This is a genomic window from Sinorhizobium sp. BG8 (assembly GCF_016864555.1).
In the GTDB taxonomy this organism is placed as follows: Bacteria; Pseudomonadota; Alphaproteobacteria; order Rhizobiales; family Rhizobiaceae; genus BG8.
In genome coordinates this window covers 3,667,749-3,682,694 of sequence record NZ_CP044011.1, presented here as the reverse complement: position 1 = coordinate 3,682,694, position 14,946 = coordinate 3,667,749, and the positions used below count along the sequence as shown (strand labels likewise).

The following is a 14,946-nucleotide window of genomic DNA, read 5'->3' as shown; positions in this document are numbered from 1 at the left end:
GCACTATCTCGGCATGGGCGGCCGGTTGATGGTCAACACCTTCGTCAGCCGTATCCGCCGGATGGGGGCAAATGGCATGTCTTCGGACGGTACGCGGCGAATGGGGCGCGGCACGGCCGGTCGAGATCGTCGCCGACCAGGTCTTCGTCTCCTGCGGAGCGGTCCAGACCCCGGCATTGCTCAGGCGCTCCGGCTTCACCAGGAACATCGGCAATTCGCTGCGCTTCCATCCCATGCTGAAGCTGGTCGCCGAGTTCGCGGAGGACGTGAACGACCCCGCCGACCTCGATCCCGTTCACCAGATCAAGGAGTTCGAGCCCGAGATCGGGATGGGCTGCTCGATCAGCAAGCGGCCGATGCTGAAACTCGCTTTGGCAAATCACCCGGATCACATCGGGCGCGTGGAGAGCCACTGGCGGCGCATGGGAATCTACTACGTGCAGACGACGGGCGGGACGGCAAGCGTCCGGAACCTGCCTTTCTTCCATGATCCGCTTGTGCGCGTGCACCACAGCGACGCGGATCTGAGGCTCTTCGCGAGGGGGCTGAAACTGCTGGCGGAGGCGCTCCTTGCGGCCGGGGCCGTGGCCGTCTATCCGAGCGTTGCGGGATATCCCGTGCTTCGCTCTGTCGACGACGTGCGAAGGCTTCCTGATGTTTTCCGCGGAGACGACGGCAGCGTGACGTCGGTCCATGTCTTCTCGTCCTGCCCCATGGGAGAGGACGAGGCGAAGTGCGCGACGGACTCCTATGGCCGGCTCCGCGGCGTCGAAGGCCTCTACATCGCCGATGCCTCGGTGCTGTGCGGACCGACCACCGTGAACCCTCAGGGTACGGTCATGGCGATTACGCATCGCAACGTGTCTCATGCCATCGAGAAGCGCTTTCTCTGACCGGCCGCGGCGTAATTTACCCCAGGACGTTCTGCCTATGCGACATCTCATCACCGGCGGCTCCGGATTTATCGGCAACCTGATCGCCCGCCGCCTGCGCGAGCGGGGAGAAGAGGTACGGCTCCTCGACGTTTGGTCCGATCCTTCGCGCCCGCCCGATATCGAGTTCGTCGAAAGCAGCGTTCTCGACCGCGAAGGAGTTGCTCGCGCCATGCGGGAGGTGGACGTCGTCCACCACAACGCCGCACTGGTCGCGCAGACAGGGGCGGGCAGACGCTACTGGGAGGTCAATGTCGAAGGCACGCGCATCGTCGCCGAGGAGGCGGCGAGGGCGAGGGTCGGCGCAGTGGTCCATCTCAGCACGACAGCGGTCTACGGCATCCCGCCACGCGGAGCGATCACCGCTTCCACCCCCTTGCGACCCGTCGAGCCCTATGGGCGATCGAAGCTCGCGGGCGAGGAACTGATGAAGCGCGTCTGCGACGACGCCGGTCTTCCGCTAACGACGATCAGGCCGCGCGCGACACTCGGTGCGGGACGGCTTGGCATCTTCCAGGTGCTCTTCGAATGGATACGGGAAAACCGCAACGTCTATGTTATCGGCGACGGCCACCATCGCATGCAGTTCGTGCACGCCTATGATCTGATGGATTTCTACATGCTCGCCCTCGATGCGAAGCGCCCGGGTACCTACAACGTCGGTACAGATCGCTTCGGAACGCTTGCCGGGGACCTCGAGGAACTGATCGTCCATGCGGGAAGCACGTCACGGGTGGTCGGCCTTCCGCCGATCCTCGCGGTCAACGCCCTGCGTCTGCTCTATCACATGCGGCTTTCGCCGCTCGTTCCCTGGCACTACCTGACCTATCACCGCGAGTGTCATTTCGACGTCGCTCCGCTTCTGGAAATGGGGTGGAAGCCACGATGGTCGAACGCCGACATGCTGAGCGAGAGCTACGACTGGTATTGCGTGCATGCCGCGGGCGGGCAGTCTCCGGAAGGATCGCCACACCGCTCGCCGCTGAAGCAGCGCGTGCTGAAGGTGGTCAAGCGTCTGTCGTGAGGATGCTTCACGCGGTGTGGTGCACTTTGCTCGCAGCGCCCGCCAGCAGCCACAATATACCGAACAGCGCCGTCGGCGCCCACAGGATGATGTGTGCGAGGAGGATGACGGCGGCCGCGGTCGTGGTGTCTACCCCGCTCAGTGCGAAGGCCTGTATTCCGAAGAACTCGAAAGAGCCGAAGTGACCGGGGAGACTGGGTACCAGCGTGCCCAGGGTGCTGAAAACGAAGGCAAGAAACGGCTTCAGGAGCTCGTCAAGCGATCCGCCGAGGCTGACCCAGGCGCCGATCAGCACGACGCTCTCCAGAAGCCACAGCGCCAGGGAAAGGGCAGTCAGCCAGACGACCCGATGCCAGGAGCCGATCTTGATGACGGCCTCCGACGTGGCATGGAGCGCCGAGATCACCATGACGACGGGTGCGAGCTTGATGTGGCCGAAGAGCCGGTCCATCACCCGGCACAGCAGAGCGGGAGCAAAAAGCAGCACGAGCCCGCCGGCGATCGCGATGCCGAGCACGAGCTGGAAATTCCAGACGAGCGCGGGAGGCGCCGACGAGACGACGAAAGCCAGCGAAATGCCGCCAAGGATAACGATCGTGACCAGGTCGAGGATGCGCTCGACGATCATAGTGCCGATGACGGTGCCGGCGGGAATGCCGAACTGGCGATTGAACCAGAGCACCCGGAAGCCGTCGCCAACGCGCAAGGGTAGGACGTCGCTCACCCCGAAACTGGCGATGAAAGGCCCAATGGTGGGACGCAACGGGATCCGTCGTCCGGTGGTGGCGAGCAGCATCGCCCAGAAGCGGGCGGCCCGAAGCAGGAAGTCCGCGACATAAGCGAGGATGGCGATCACCAGGGGGGCGATGGCCGCATCGGCGAGAAGGGTCCCGACCTCGGCAATATGCACATTGCGCATGACGAGGTAGATGAAGGTGACACCGGCAACGAGGCCGAGTGTGACACGCAGAATGTTGGCGAAACTGGCGCTGCTCCAACCCGACTGATCACGCATGCGCAGATGTCCGGAAACGGTTTTCAAGCAGTGGCGACTGCTGTGAGATCAATCGCAGGTTAGGCACGGGACCGCAGAGGCAGTACTGCTGCCGTCTTGCCTCGCCCGTCATTCGTCCCCTGTGCGTCGGCATCGAAACCTCATGTAGCTTGAAGTCTGGATCGCAACTGCTGGCATCGAGCGAGGCATGGGCTCGGCTATCCTTCCGCCATGACGCTGAGCCCGGGTGGAGTTCATTCGCAGAACCCGTCCCTCTGGTTCACTCTAACGCAACGGGTGGCGGAATGCATCCGGCTTTGCATTGCCGCAGAATTGCCCCCAATCTGTTCCGGCGTCCCTCGCATCGACTGATCGAAAGGCTTTTCGTGGGCAGCCGCCGGTCAGTCAATCCGACTGCTGATTGGCTGCCGCCGCGAGCAGGCTCTGGAGACCGGTGATGATCTTGCGATGCTGATGGGCGTGTCGCGTTCGCACGTTCACTGCCGCGTAGACCGCCTGCAGAAGGGGGGAGGCGTCTTGCACGCGGCGGACCGTGCCCGCGTCGATGAGCCGTTGGGCGTCCTGTTCCATGATGAAGGCGGAGCCGCCGAGCTTTGTCATCAACGCCAGGATCGCCGTCGTCTCACCGCTGGCGATCGGGGCCGAGGACAGCTGGGGATAGGCCTGGCGATGCAACCGGTCGAAAGCGGGAGAGTAGACTGCCTGTATGTAGTCTTCGGGGCGGATCTCCGCCACCGTGTCGACCTTGTTGCTGACCAGCACGTAGCGAACCTCCCCGATCTGCTCGTAGTAGAGATCAGGCAGGTAGTGCGGCGTGTAGAGGATCGCGAGATCGAGATCGCCCGCGGCCAGATCGCGGTTCATCTGGATCGAGTAGTCGACCTCGACATAGATGGAGGTGGCCGGGAGCTCGCGCCTGACGGCGGCGAGCCAATCTCCTGCAAAGTGGGCGGCAAGGTCGTGCTGCAGGCCGAGCCGCATGGAGCGCTCGTAAGCACCCGCCGTTTCCACTGCGCGTGCGGCCTCGTGCCACTGGTGCTGCAGGGCCTTGGCGTGGTCGTGGAACCGGAGCCCCGCGACGGTCGGCTGGGTACCGCCCTTGTTGCGGGTGAAGAGCGGTCGCCCGAGTACCGATTCAAGCGATTTGACGCGATGGGAGACGGTGGACTGGGTCAGGTTGAGCCGCTCCGCCGTGCGATTGAAGCTGCGGGTCTCCATGAGGTCCAGATAGGTCTCGACCAATTCGATCTGCATGCGGTTCCATATCCCGAGGTCTTCCCGGCGCACGAGAAGTTCCTCAGCACTCTAATCGAATTTTTCGATCAATAAAGCGAATTCCCGTCGCTTGATGATGGTCAAATTGACTGCGACAAATCCTCTGCAATGAAAGGGAGAAGCATGTCCGAACTGCCGTCGCACGCACGTGTTGTCATCATCGGGGCGGCGCCGTCGGCGCTTCCGCGCTCTATCACTTGGCCAAGGCCGGCTGGACCGACTGCGTGTTGCTCGAGAAGAACGAGTTGACCGCCGGTTCGACCTGGCACGCGGCCGGAAACGTCCCTACCTTTTCATCCTCCTGGTCCATCATGAACATGCAGCGATACTCGGCTTCGCTGTATCGCGACCTCGGCGCGCTGGTCGACTATCCCATGAACTATCACGTCACCGGTTCGGTCCGCCTTGGGCATTCCAAGGAGCGGCTGCAGGAGTTCAAGCGCGTCGTCGGCATGGGGCGCTACCAGGGCATGGATCTCGACATTCTCTCGCCGGACGAGATACGGACCAGGTACCCGTTCCTCGAAACGCATGATCTCACCGGCGCGCTCTACGATCCCTATGACGGCGATATCGATCCTGCGCAGCTGACCCAGGCGCTTGCCAAGGGTGCGCGCGACATGGGCGCCAAGGTCATTCGCTTCTGTCCCGTCACGGGCGCGCGCCGCGAGAACGAGGAATGGGTGATCTCGACGTCTCAGGGCGACATTCGCTGCGAATACGTGGTGAATGCCGCCGGCTACTACGCCAAGGAAGTCGGCAAGATGTTCGGCCGCGACGTGCCGATGATGGTGATGAGCCACCAGTACATCCTGTTCGAGGAGATCCCCGAGCTCGCCGCATGGTCGCGCGAGGTCGGTCACAAGCTGCCACTGATGCGTGACGTCGACTCTTCCTACTATCTCAGGCAGGAAAAGAACGGCATGAATCTCGGTCCGTACGAGAAGAATTGCCGCGCGCACTGGACGACGCCGGACGATCCGATGCCGGACGATTTCTCCTTCCAGCTCTTCCCCGATGATCTCGACCGGCTGGAATGGTACCTGAACGATGCGGTGGAGCGTGTGCCGATCCTCGGCACGGCAGGCCTTTCGCGGATGATCAACGGTCCCATCCCCTATGCGCCGGACGGCAATCCGCTGATCGGCCCGATGCCCGGCGTGCCGAATGCCTTCGAGGCCTGCGTCTTCACATTTGGTATCTGTCAGGCGGGCGGCGCCGGAAAGGTGCTCGCGGAATGGATTACCGAGGGCGAGACCGAGTGGGACATGTGGTCGTGCGACCCGCGCCGCTACACGAGCTTCGCCTCCGACAAGGACTATTGCATCGCCAAGGGCATGGAAATCTACGGCCATGAGTATGCGATGCATTTTCCGAAGCATGCCTGGCCCGCGGGGCGCAACCGCAAGCTTTCGCCGATCCACGACCGGATCGCGGCACTCGGTGCCCAGTTCAAGCCCTACAATGGCTGGGAGCGTGCCAACTGGTATGCCAAGCCCGGCGACGATCTTTCCGAAGAGGCAACCCAGACCTGGAATCGCGCCGGTCCGTGGCAGCCGCGCATCGAAGAGGAATGTCGCGCCGTGCACGAGGCCGCCGGAATTCTCGACCTTCCGGGATTCTCGCGTTACCGCGTGAAGGGCGAGGGCGCCACAGCGTGGCTCTCGGGCCTGATCACCGGCCGCGTGCCGAAGCCGGGGCGGATCGGACTTGCCTATTTCTCCGATGACAAGGGGCGCATCATCACCGAAATGTCGGTGATGATGATCGACGAAGACTTCTTCTTCCTGATCACTGCAGCAACTGCGCAGTGGCATGACCTCGAATGGCTGCGCAAGCACCTGCCGAAGGATGCCGCGTTCACCGTGGACGACGTCACCGACAATTTCTCCTGCCAGATTCTTTCCGGCCCGCACTCGCGCGCAATTCTCTCCGAGGTCTGCGACGCCGACCTCGAGAAGGGGTGGCTGACGCACCAGAGCGTTCAGATCGCAGAGCGCTGGTGCCAGCTGGTGCGTGTCTCCTTCGCCGGCGAGCTCGGCTGGGAGATCCACACCAAGGTGGAGGATACGGCGGCGATCTTCGATGCTGTGTGGGAAGCGGGCCAGAAACACGGGCTGAAACCCTTTGGCATGGAGGCGCTGGACAGCCTGCGCATCGAGAAGGGCTACCGTGCCTGGAAGGGCGATCTTTCGACCGACTACACCGTCCTTCAGGGCGGGCTGGAGCGCTTCGTCGACTGGACCAAGCCGGACTTCAAGGGGAAAGCTGCACTCGAGCGGGAAAAGCAGGAGGGTGTGACCAAGCGCTTCGTCACGCTCACGGTCGATGCCGGGGAATGCGACGCGCCGTACATGTCGACACTGTGGCACGACGGCAAGGTCGTCGGCGAGACGACCTCCGGCAACTGGGGCTATCGCGTCGGCAAGTCGATCGCGCTCGGCATGCTGCGCGCGGACCTCGCCGTAGCCGGCACGGAAGTGGAGGTCGAGATCTTTGGCGACCGCTTCAAGGCGATCGTCCAGCCGGACGGGTCACTCTACGATCCTGCCAATGAACGTCTGAGGGCATGACGATGAAGACCATTCCTTCCAAGGCCCGCGTGGTCATCATCGGCGGCGGCGTTTCAGGATGCTCGATCGCCTATCATCTCGCCAAGCTCGGATGGACGGACGTGCTGCTGCTTGAGCGCAAGCAGCTCACCTCCGGTACGACCTGGCACGCGGCGGGTCTCATCGGCCAGCTGCGCGCCTCCCAGAACATGACGCGTTTGGCGAAGTATTCGGCAGACCTGTACGTCAAGCTTGAAGCCGAGACCGGCATCGGCACCGGCATGCGCCAGTGCGGCTCCATCACGGTGGCGCTGACAGAGGAGCGCAAGGAGGAAATCTACCGTCAGGCCTCGCTCGCCCGCGCCTTTGACATCGACGTGCGCGAGATCACCGTCGACGAGGTGAAGGCGATGTATCCACACCTCAACACGGCGGATGTGAAGGCTGCCGTGAATCTGCCGCTCGATGGCCAGTGCGACCCGGCAAACATCGCCATGGCATTGGCCAAGGGCGCGCGGCAGAACGGTGCGACCGTCATCGAGGGGGTCAAGGTCACATCCGTTCTGACCAAGGACGGTCGCGTGTCGGGCGTCACCTGCGAGCAGAACGGCGAGACCTTCACCATCGAGACGGAAAACGTCGTCAACGCCGCCGGCATGTGGGGCCGCACGCTGGCGGATATGTCGGGGGTCACGCTGCCGCTGCATGCTTGCGAGCATTTCTACATCGTCACCGAGCCGATCCCGAACCTCCAGCGCCTGCCGGTGCTGCGCGTGCCGGACGAATGCACCTATTACAAGGAAGATGCGGGGAAGATGCTGATCGGTGCCTTCGAGTTGAAGGCCAAGCCCTGGGGCATGGATGGTATCTCGGAGGATTTCTGCTTCGATCAGTTGCCGGAGGATTTCGATCACTTCCAGCCGATCCTTGAAAACGCCATCAACCGCTTGCCGATGCTGGAGACGGCCGGCATCCACACGTTCTTCAACGGCCCGGAAAGCTTCACGCCCGACGATCGCTACTATCTCGGCGAGGCGCCGGAGCTGAAGGGATACTGGGTCGCTGCCGGCTACAATTCCATCGGCATCGTGTCTTCCGGTGGCGCCGGCATGGCACTGGCGCAGTGGATGAACGACGGCGAGCCGCCCTTCGATCTGTGGGAGGTCGATATCCGGCGGGCACAGCCGTTCCAGAAAAACCGGACGTATCTGAAGGACCGCGTGTCCGAGACGCTCGGGCTGCTCTATGCCGACCATTTCCCCTACCGCCAGATGGCGACCGCACGCGGCGTTCGCCGTTCGCCCATCCATGAACATCTGAAGGCACGCGGGGCCGTGTTCGGCGAGGTGGCCGGCTGGGAGCGGGCCAACTGGTTCGCGAACGAAGGGCAGGAGCGGGAGTACCGCTACAGCTGGAAGCGCCAGAACTGGTTCGAAAACCAGCGACAGGAGCATCTGGCCGTCCGCAACGGCGTCGGGCTTTTCGACATGACCTCCTTCGGCAAGATCCGTGTGGAGGGTCGAGACGCGCTTGCTTTCCTGCAGAAGCTTTGCGCCAACCAGATGGACGTCGCGCCCGGTAGGATCGTCTACACGCAGATGCTCAACGCCCGCGGTGGCATCGAGAGTGATCTGACCGTGACGCGTCTTTCCGAAACGGCCTTCTTCCTCATCGTGCCGGGCGCAACGCTGCAGCGCGACCTCGCATGGCTCAGAAAGCACGTCGAGGACGAATTCGTCGTCATTACGGACGTCACGGCCGGCGAAAGCGTGCTTTGCGTGATGGGTCCGAAGGCGAGGGACCTGATGCAGAAGGTGAGCCCGAACGACTTCTCCAACGTCGCCCATCCTTTCGGGGCGGCGCGGGAGATCGAGATCGGCATGGGCCTCGCCCGGGCGCATCGTGTCACCTATGTCGGCGAGCTCGGCTGGGAGCTCTACGTATCGACCGACCAGACGGCGCACGTATTCGAGGCTCTCGAAGAGGCCGGCGCTGACGTCGGTCTCAAGCTGTGCGGGCTGCACACGCTCGATTCGTGCCGCATCGAGAAGGCCTTCCGGCACTTCGGCCATGACATCACCGACGAAGATCACGTGCTGGAGGCCGGCCTTGGCTTTGCCGTCCGGACAGGCAAGGGCGAGTTCATCGGGCGCGAGGCCGTTCTGCGTGCGCAGGACAAGGGGCTGAAGCGCCGGATGGTCCAGTTCCGGCTCACCGACCCCGAGCCGCTGCTCTTCCACAACGAGGCGCTCGTGCGTGACGGCAAGATCGTCTCGACGATCACGTCCGGAAACTACGGCCACCACCTCGGTGGAGCTATCGGCATGGGATACGTGCCGTGCCGCGACGAAAGCGAGGCGGACGTGCTCGCTTCCAACTACGAAATCGAGATCGCCGGGGTACGTGTAAAGGCGGAAGCATCGCTCGTACCGATGTACGACCCTAAATCGGCGCGGGTGCGCATGTGAACGGACAGCAGACCGACATTCCTGGATCGTATCTCGGGCTGGCTGATCGCCCGGTTGGAGGGGGCGATGAGCTTGCAGGACCTCGCATGGCTCGCGATGGCGGCTTACGCCGTCCACGTCATGGAAGAGCATACGTTCGACTGGAGGAACTGGGCGAGGACGGTCGTCGGGCTGCCTGTCGAATGGGCGGACTTCTACGTTACCAACGCGGTGGTTGTCGCGCTCGGCATCGCGCAGGCGCAACTGGCGCCGAGCGTGCCTCTGATCCCGCTGATCTTCGCTTCGCTGATGCTGATCAACGCCGTGTTCTTCCACATCCTGCCGGTTCTGTGGACGAAGGGGCGGTATTCGCCGGGGCTCGCCACGGCGGTGGTGCTGTTTCTGCCGCTCGGCACCGCGATCTTCATGAAAGCAGCGCAGGACGGGCTGCTGGATATGCGGACGGCGCTCGCGGCTCTCGCCGGCGGCGCGCTGCTGATGGCCTATCCGGTGGTCATGCTGCATCTGAAATCGAAGCCCTACTTCAAACAGGACTGACCGCGCAGGTCGTCATCCATTCTTCCATGCCAAGGAGCTGACAGGTGATCGTTTCTGACCTCAAGGAATTGAACGCCCCGGCGGGGGACCGTATCGACCGGCTCGTTGCGGCCCATACGCCCGGGCATGGATTGGCGCGGCCTTTCTATCTCGACGAGGACATCTACGAGCGCGATCTCGATCGTGTGTTCCGCCGCCACTGGCATTGCATCGCGCACGAGAGCGTGATCCCGAATGCCAATGACTTCGAGATCTTCAGGATGGCGTCGGAGCAGGTCATCCTGACGCGGCATGCCGACGGCTCGATCCACGCGCTGCTGAACGTCTGCAGGCACCGGGGCGCCGAGGTTTGCACGAAGGACAAGGGCAATGCCCGCGTATTCGTCTGTCCCTATCATGCCTGGACCTACGGCAACGACGGGTCGCTCAAGGCTGCGCGGCTGATGCCGAAGGACTTCAAGCGCGAGGACCATGGCCTGAAGAAGCTGCATGTACGGGTGGTCGAGGGGCTGGTCTTCATCAGCTTCGCCGACGAGCCGCTCGATTTCTCCGAGGTCGAGAACCTGTTGCACGCCACCTGCGGACAGTATGGCTGGGGGCAAGCCAAGGTGGCGCATCGCCAGAGCTATCCGGTCGACGCCAACTGGAAGCTGGCGGTCGAGAACTATGTCGAATGCTATCATTGCGGACCGGCCCATCCGGAATACTCGCAGACCCATGCGCTGGAGCAGCCGCTGCACATGATCGAGGCGCTGAACGCGGCGATGGAGGAGCGCACCTGCGCGCTCGGCATCGAGGTAGGTTCCGGCAATCACTGGCAGACCTCGCGCGAGGGGCGCGAGACCATCCATGCCTTCCGCTACGCACTCTACGACGGCGTAAAAACCGGTAGCCAGGATGGATCGCCGCTGGCCCCGCTCATGGGCCGGTTCTCGGATTTCGACGGCGGCGTCACCTCCATCCATCTCGGTGGCACCAGCTTCCTCGTCTGCTATCCCGACCACGGCATGATCTACCGCTTCATACCGAAGTCGGCACAGAGCTGTGAGATGGAGCTCATCTGGCTCGTCAATGGCGAGGCCGAGGAGGGGAAGGACTACGACCTCGCCAAGCTGACATGGCTCTGGACGGTGACGACGGACGAGGACAAGGCGATCATCGAGCACACGTCGCGCGGCGTTCGCTCGCACTACTTCGTGCCTGGCCCGATCGCGCCGATGGAGCAGAACGAACTGCGCTACATCAACTGGTATCTGGACGAGATCAGTCGCCCCTGACTTCAATCGTTCGGCCCGTCGCCGAGAGGTGACGGGTCACGGACGATAGGGACGGATGTCGCGGATTTCCCACTCCCATTTCGGTGTGCCCACGGGCGTGAGATCGCTGCCGGTGAAGACCGCGTAGGTGGTGAAATCGTGCGTTGCTCCGGGCAGCACGCGCACAATGATGAGGGCGGTGTCCTCGCCGATCGCATGGCAGGCGCCGTCCGGGCAGTCGGCGAGCCTCACCGTCAGTCTGAAGGACTGAATCGTGACGCGTGAGCGATTGGTGACGGTGCCCGTTACCTTGTAGCTGGTCGAGGGCTTCCCCTGGACGTATTGCAGGTTACCGAGCTCGATTTCATCCGGGGCAATGGTCGCCGAATTCTCCGACGTGCCACTTGAGGAGGGGACCGGCGGGCGGGAATCCGAAAGCCAGATGAGGATTGCGGAGCCGAGTCCAAAGGCAAATACGATCGTCAATACGGGCTCGACCCAGCTTTGAAATCGTCGGAACCGTATCGCGAGATAGAGAATGGCGATCGCGGCGATTGCAAAAATCCAGACCATCAGGATCCTCCCTCATGGTCATATAGCCATGCTTTCCCTCAATCGGAATAGTGGGTTGGCAGGAGAGCTTCAACTTCCGTCTCTTTCCCCGCGTGATCCCGACAAGCGCGGCAGACTGCTGCCCCGGCCGGATCGTGAGGGTGATCGTGGTCCGGATTTGCTGCGCATCGGTTCCGCTCTATTCGCTCTGGCGGAAGTTTCTAATTCGGTCGAAGAGTACGGCGAGCACGATGGCGCCGCCGATGAAGGTACCCTGCCAGAACGCGTTGATGCCGAGCAGACCGAGGCTGTTTCGGATGACCTCGATCAGTGCAGCACCGATCAGCGCACCGAAGGCGGTGCCGGCACCGCCGGCGAGATTGGCCCCGCCGATAACGGCCGCCGCAATCACCTGAAGCTCCATGCCTGCTCCGATGTTGGTGGTGACCGCACCGAGCCATCCCGTCTGGATGATGCCGGCGATGCCTGCCGACAGCGCCGAGATCATATAGACGGCGACCTTGATCTTGCGAACCGGCACGCCGGTCAGGGTCGCCGCGTGCTCGTTGCCGCCGATTGCGAAGACATAGCGGCCGAACCGCGTCCAGCGCAGAACGAACCCGGTCAGGAGCGCCAGCACGACCATGTAGAGGACAGGATTGGCGATGCCGAAGAGCCACGCACCGCCGCCGAAGGCGAGCAGCTTGTCGTGGTCGGGACCGAACTGGAAGACGACAGTATTGTTGGACGCCACCATCGCGAGGCTGCGCGCGATCGACAGCATGCCGAGCGTGACCACAAATGGCGGAAATCCGAGATAGGCGATCAGGACGCCGTTGAAGGCGCCGATCACGAGGGCGGTGGCGATCGAGGCGACAATTCCGACCTCGATGCTGTAACCCGCGTGCATGACGACCGCGAGGATCATGCTGCAAAGGCAGAGAACGGAGCCGACCGAAAGGTCGATGCCGCCGGTTATGATCACCAGTGTCATGCCAAGCGCGATGATCGCGACGAAGGTGACGTTACGCGTGATGTTGTAGAGGTTCGTCGCGGTGGCGAAGGAGTCCGTGGCGAACGACAGGAACAGGCAGGCGATTATCACGGCGATCAGGACCCAGAAGGTCTGGCTGCCAAGGATGGCCGCGAGCCAGTTCTGCTGCCTCTGTCCTATCGTCTGGTCAAGGGTCACTGCCATGGTCGAACTTCGTTTCCTCCCGATGCCGGCGGTCGCTTTGTCGCAGTTCTGCCGTGGCGGACCGCATTCGACGGCAATTCATTTGGCGCATTGGCCCGTGCCGGGACGATCTCGGCAGGAACGTGCGCAAGTGTCGATCATACCTGCTCGATGGCGCCGGTGATCAGGCCCGTGACTTCCTCCGGCGAGCTCATGACGATGTTCTTGTCGGCGACCTTCCGGCCTCTGCGCATCACGATGACCCGGTCGGCGACCGAGAAGACGTCCGGCATGCGATGGCTGATCAGGACGACGGCGATGCCGCGATCGCGCAGGTGGCGTATCAGGTTCAGGACTTCCGCCACCTGGCGGACCGATATGGCTGCCGTCGGCTCGTCCATCAGCACGATCTTTGCTTCGGAAAGCATCGTGCGGGCGATCGCCACGGCCTGACGCTGGCCGCCGGACATCTGCTTGACGAGGTCGCGGGGCCGGGTTTCGGATTTCAATTCCTTGAAGATCTCGCCCGCGCGCTTGTACATCGACTTGTAGTCGAGGATCTGGACCACTCCCAGACCTCGTCGTAACTCCCGCCCGAGGAACACGTTTGCCGCGGCCGTCAGGTTGTCGCACAGCGCGAGGTCCTGGTGGACGATCTCGATGCCGTGCTGGCGCGCCTCGATCGGACGGTGAAGGACGATCTCCTCGCCATCGAGACGCATCGTGCCGTGGCTCGGCCTAAAGTTGCCGGCGATCATCTTGACGAGCGTCGACTTGCCGGCGCCGTTATCGCCCATCAGGCCGACGACCTGTCCCGCCTCGAGCGAAAACGAGACATCGTTGACAGCCTGAATGGCGCCGAAATGCTTGGAAATCTTGTGCAGCTCTAGAACCGCCACCGACCTTCTCGCCTCCCTGAAACCCGCCGGCTCGCCACCCCTCCGGCCAAAAGCCGGACAGGCGTTGCGATCTCGCTTTGCCGGTCTCCTCCCAGGGCAAAGGATTGTAAGCATTAATGCAGAAGCCTGCGAAAGCGTCAATCAAGTGACTGGCGAAACGTCAGAAGCGATACAAAAATCCATTAGTACGACAAATGTCGTTGACCTCAGGCGCGGGTGCATATTAGCTGTTGCTGGGAGGAAGAGTATGCTGATCCTTGTCACCGGTGCAACGGGCAAGGTCGGGCAGCACTTCATCGCTGGGCTGCTTGACGATCCACGATTTTCTGACGCGCGCGTTCGAGCGCTGTGCCACAACCGTCTGTGCAACGAGACCGACCGCGTCGAGGTCATGCGGGGATCGGTCGCGGACCGAACCGCCGTCGCTGCGGCGCTTTCGGATGTAACCCATGTTGTCCATCTGGCAACGTGCAAGGAGACACCCGCCGAGGCCATGGACATATCCGTGAAAGGGCTCTTCTGGCTTCTGGAGGAGTTTCGCACGAGTGCTTCCGCCCGCCAGTTCATTCTCATCGGCGGGGACGCGGCCGTCGGCCACTTCTTCTACCGTCACGAAGGTCCCGTGACCGAGGATACGCCTCACAGTGCCTATCCCGGAAGCTACGCCCTGTCGAAGGTGCTCGAGGAAGTCATGCTTCGCCAGTTCACGATTCAGTACGGCATCAACGCCTGCTGCCTGCGTGCACCCTGGATCATGGAGAAGGACGACTTCAAGTTCTCGCTTTCATTCGGCGACGACGTCTTCGGCGGTCCCGACTGGAAGACGCTTGTGCCCGAGGCAGACGCGAAACGCTATGCCCGCGATGGTACTGTGCCGCTGTTGCGCGATGCCGACGGACGTCCGCTGAAGCGCAACTTCGTGCATGTCGACGATCTGGTCTCCGCGATGCTGGCCGCCTTGGACAATCCGCGCACAACGGGGGAGCTCTTCAACATCTGCATGGACCGGCCGGTCGACTACGGCGAGGTTGTAGCCTATCTTGCCAGTACACGCGGCCTTGGCTCCGTCGACATTGCAAGCCGGTTTCACTCGAACTGGATGGACAACAGCAAGGCCAAGTACTTTCTCGACTGGCAGCCGAAATACGATCTGGGAATGCTAATCGACTCGGCATGGGGATACGAGCGCTCGAAGGACGACCCTCGCATCGTCTGGTATCCGGGTTGATCATGTGGCGGGCACGCCGTGTCCGCTTTTT

11 protein-coding genes and 1 pseudogene are annotated in these 14,946 nt (G+C 62.6%); 7 read left to right on the top strand and 5 right to left on the bottom strand.

From position 1 onward, the window contains the following. Positions 1-71: 71 nt before the first annotated feature. Both F3Y30_RS26635 and F3Y30_RS17265 read left to right on the top strand, forming a co-directional pair. Positions 72-893 (top strand): GMC oxidoreductase, encoded by an 822-nt coding sequence (locus F3Y30_RS26635; protein ID WP_203423933.1) that lies wholly within the window; start codon positions 72-74, stop codon positions 891-893. A gap of 37 nt (positions 894-930) precedes the next feature. Further along, the gene (locus F3Y30_RS17265) at positions 931-1,956 is read left to right on the top strand and encodes an NAD-dependent epimerase/dehydratase family protein (protein WP_203423932.1); all 1,026 of its coding nucleotides are present in this window, start codon (positions 931-933) and stop codon (positions 1,954-1,956) included. A 7-nt stretch (positions 1,957-1,963) separates the two neighbouring features. Here the strand turns inward: F3Y30_RS17265 and F3Y30_RS17260 are convergent, their stop codons facing one another. Next, positions 1,964-2,971 carry a lysylphosphatidylglycerol synthase transmembrane domain-containing protein gene (locus tag F3Y30_RS17260; protein ID WP_203423931.1) on the bottom strand — a complete coding sequence of 336 codons (1,008 nt, stop codon included), beginning with the start codon at positions 2,969-2,971 and terminating at the stop codon, positions 1,964-1,966. 384 nt (positions 2,972-3,355) lie between these two features. After that, entirely contained in the window at positions 3,356-4,225 is an 870-nt protein-coding gene (locus tag F3Y30_RS17255) for a LysR family transcriptional regulator (protein WP_203423930.1), read from the bottom strand. Positions 4,226-4,369: 144 nt separating this feature from the next. Here F3Y30_RS17255 and F3Y30_RS17250 point away from each other — a divergent pair. From F3Y30_RS17250 to F3Y30_RS17235, 4 genes and pseudogenes are all read left to right on the top strand, one after another. Further along, positions 4,370-6,819, top strand: a pseudogene (locus F3Y30_RS17250) (FAD-dependent oxidoreductase). Next, a complete protein-coding gene (locus F3Y30_RS17245; RefSeq protein WP_203423929.1) occupies positions 6,816-9,266 on the top strand; it encodes an FAD-dependent oxidoreductase in 2,451 nt (816 codons plus the stop codon). The pseudogene F3Y30_RS17250 and the gene F3Y30_RS17245 overlap by 4 nt, the downstream one beginning before the upstream one ends. A gap of 66 nt (positions 9,267-9,332) precedes the next feature. Further along, a complete protein-coding gene (locus F3Y30_RS17240; RefSeq protein WP_203423928.1) occupies positions 9,333-9,803 on the top strand; it encodes an HXXEE domain-containing protein in 471 nt (156 codons plus the stop codon). Positions 9,804-9,847: 44 nt separating this feature from the next. Then, entirely contained in the window at positions 9,848-11,080 is a 1,233-nt protein-coding gene (locus F3Y30_RS17235) for an aromatic ring-hydroxylating dioxygenase subunit alpha (RefSeq protein ID WP_203423927.1), read from the top strand. A 36-nt stretch (positions 11,081-11,116) separates the two neighbouring features. On the opposite strand, the gene F3Y30_RS17230 is transcribed toward F3Y30_RS17235, so the two are convergent. From F3Y30_RS17230 to F3Y30_RS17220, 3 genes are all read right to left on the bottom strand, one after another. Further along, positions 11,117-11,632, bottom strand: a complete 516-nt coding sequence (locus F3Y30_RS17230; RefSeq protein ID WP_203423926.1) for a hypothetical protein — start codon at positions 11,630-11,632, stop codon at positions 11,117-11,119. Between the two features lie 178 nt (positions 11,633-11,810). Further along, the gene (locus F3Y30_RS17225; RefSeq protein WP_203423925.1) at positions 11,811-12,809 is read right to left on the bottom strand and encodes an ABC transporter permease; all 999 of its coding nucleotides are present in this window, start codon (positions 12,807-12,809) and stop codon (positions 11,811-11,813) included. Positions 12,810-12,946: 137 nt separating this feature from the next. Beyond that, positions 12,947-13,801 (bottom strand): ATP-binding cassette domain-containing protein, encoded by an 855-nt coding sequence (locus F3Y30_RS17220; protein ID WP_246752774.1) that lies wholly within the window; start codon positions 13,799-13,801, stop codon positions 12,947-12,949. Positions 13,802-13,934: 133 nt separating this feature from the next. Here F3Y30_RS17220 and F3Y30_RS17215 point away from each other — a divergent pair, with 133 nt between their 5' ends. Beyond that, complete coding sequence (locus F3Y30_RS17215) at positions 13,935-14,915, top strand: NAD(P)-dependent oxidoreductase (RefSeq protein WP_203423923.1); 981 nt, start codon at positions 13,935-13,937, stop codon at positions 14,913-14,915. Positions 14,916-14,946 lie beyond the last annotated feature (31 nt).

Coding starts and splice junctions, on each gene's coding strand:
- F3Y30_RS26635 (WP_203423933.1), top strand. CDS start 72: ATGGCATGTCTTCGGACGGTACGCGGCGAATGGGGCGCGGCACGGCCG.
- F3Y30_RS17265 (WP_203423932.1), top strand. CDS start 931: ATGCGACATCTCATCACCGGCGGCTCCGGATTTATCGGCAACCTGATC.
- F3Y30_RS17260 (WP_203423931.1), bottom strand. CDS start 2,971: ATGCGTGATCAGTCGGGTTGGAGCAGCGCCAGTTTCGCCAACATTCTG.
- F3Y30_RS17255 (WP_203423930.1), bottom strand. CDS start 4,225: ATGCAGATCGAATTGGTCGAGACCTATCTGGACCTCATGGAGACCCGC.
- F3Y30_RS17245 (WP_203423929.1), top strand. CDS start 6,816: ATGACGATGAAGACCATTCCTTCCAAGGCCCGCGTGGTCATCATCGGC.
- F3Y30_RS17240 (WP_203423928.1), top strand. CDS start 9,333: ATGAGCTTGCAGGACCTCGCATGGCTCGCGATGGCGGCTTACGCCGTC.
- F3Y30_RS17230 (WP_203423926.1), bottom strand. CDS start 11,632: ATGGTCTGGATTTTTGCAATCGCCGCGATCGCCATTCTCTATCTCGCG.
- F3Y30_RS17225 (WP_203423925.1), bottom strand. CDS start 12,809: ATGGCAGTGACCCTTGACCAGACGATAGGACAGAGGCAGCAGAACTGG.
- F3Y30_RS17220 (WP_246752774.1), bottom strand. CDS start 13,801: ATGCTTACAATCCTTTGCCCTGGGAGGAGACCGGCAAAGCGAGATCGC.
- F3Y30_RS17215 (WP_203423923.1), top strand. CDS start 13,935: ATGCTGATCCTTGTCACCGGTGCAACGGGCAAGGTCGGGCAGCACTTC.